Annotated in this window: 3 protein-coding genes; 2 read left to right on the forward strand and 1 reads right to left on the reverse strand. The window is 52.2% G+C overall.

The genetic code is table 11. From position 1 onward, the window contains the following. Nucleotides 1-219: 219 nt before the first annotated feature. Nucleotides 220-642, forward strand: a complete 423-nt coding sequence (locus ACTQ34_RS17940) for a sigma-70 family RNA polymerase sigma factor (RefSeq protein WP_002586616.1) — start codon at nucleotides 220-222, stop codon at nucleotides 640-642. Next, the gene (locus tag ACTQ34_RS17945; RefSeq protein ID WP_002586615.1) at nucleotides 635-847 is read left to right on the forward strand and encodes a helix-turn-helix domain-containing protein; all 213 of its coding nucleotides are present in this window, start codon (nucleotides 635-637) and stop codon (nucleotides 845-847) included. The genes ACTQ34_RS17940 and ACTQ34_RS17945 overlap by 8 nt, the downstream gene beginning before the upstream one ends. 268 nt (nucleotides 848-1115) lie before the next feature. Here ACTQ34_RS17945 and ACTQ34_RS17950 read toward each other — a convergent pair. Continuing rightward, nucleotides 1116-1325: hypothetical protein (locus ACTQ34_RS17950; RefSeq protein ID WP_441364961.1), on the reverse strand; the 210-nt coding region annotated here is incomplete at its 5' end.

Consider the following 1325-nt stretch of genomic DNA (forward strand, 5'->3'; position numbering starts at 1 on the left):
AGTACATACTGAACAACTGCTAATTTTAATTCCTCACTGAACAATTCTTTTCCCATAGATTTCTGCACCCCTTTCGTTGACTTTCTTGTCCAACTTTTGGGGTGCAGTTCACATATGCGCAGCCGTTGACAGCCCCGCCCGCCTTTGCTGGTAGGCAATCAAGGGGCGACAGCAAGAAGTGCCACCGCCCCGCACTATTATTCAGAAAGGGGAATTTCCATGACCGACCAGATAGCCTATCAAGAATATATCCAGCGCAGGTACAACGCCTTTTGCAAGACTGTTATCCGCTGTGCCGCCTTGGACAAGATTTTGAAGCTTAAACGGCAATGGGAACGGCAAGTTTCCCTTGACTATCTGATGAACGAGAAGTTTGTCCAGTTTGCCGCGTCGGAGCCGGACGAGGAATACCCATTTACCGTCTGCGGTCAGACCGTCCTGCTCTGCAACGCCGCCCTTGCCGACGCGATCTCTGTTTTGCCGGAGCAGACGCGGGAAGAAATCCTGCGCTATTACTTTCTGCGCCAGCCGCAGCGCGTGATCGGCGCGTGTATTGGCCGGTCACGCAGCACAGCGGGGCGGCATATCCAGCTTGCCTTGCAGCGGCTACGCGAAGAAATGGGGGTGAGCCGGTATGAGTAGACTTCTCCCCTATGAAACAATCCTCAAAGCCCGTGAGGGCGACCCAGAAGCCGTGAACGCTGTCCTGCTCCACTACGCCGGATATATCCGCTATTTCTCAAAAGTGAACGGGCAGGTCAACGCCGAGGTGGAGGACTATGTAAAGCAGCGGTTAATTGACTGTCAATTCAAGTTCCGGCTTGACGAACCACCGGACAAGTCATAAAAACTGAATACCAGCCGCCACCGACGCGGCCAGCGAAAGCAGTAAGTCTTGAAAAAGATTTACTGCTTTTTTTGTTGTCCGGCTCCGCTCCCGGCCATTTTGCCCCCTGCCGGTTGTAGTAGTAAGCGAGGAGGGAATTTTTCTGCCCTGGTGTTTGGCATTTGGAGCATTTACCCGTAGTAGAGGGCAAAGAGAAAGGATTTCTCCAACACCGGGTAGAAACCACTGCGTCCGGTGTCATTTTAGCGAAAGCGGGCAGGAATGCCCTTTACAGGATTAGTAGTAGCAGAAAAAGAGAAACAAACTTTTGTGGTTGCAGTTTTCCAAAAAAGTGGCGGACGGAAGTGAGAGAAAGTTTGCAGTCACGGAGAGCAAGTATCGACCAGTGTACCAAATTTCGCTTTTCGCTCATTTGTCCCCCGGTCAGATACTTGTTGGGGTTGCCACCCCAAACCCGCCTTTTGCGGCTTGCGCCGCT

It is taken from the genome of Agathobaculum sp. LCP25S3_E8 (genome assembly GCF_052117165.1).
In the GTDB taxonomy this organism is placed as follows: Bacteria; Bacillota; Clostridia; order Oscillospirales; family Butyricicoccaceae; genus Agathobaculum.

Bases quoted from the DNA above. Each gene is read 5' to 3' on its own strand.
- ACTQ34_RS17940 (WP_002586616.1), top strand. From the start codon at position 220: ATGACCGACCAGATAGCCTATCAAGAATATATCCAGCGCAGGTACAAC.
- ACTQ34_RS17945 (WP_002586615.1), top strand. From the start codon at position 635: ATGAGTAGACTTCTCCCCTATGAAACAATCCTCAAAGCCCGTGAGGGC.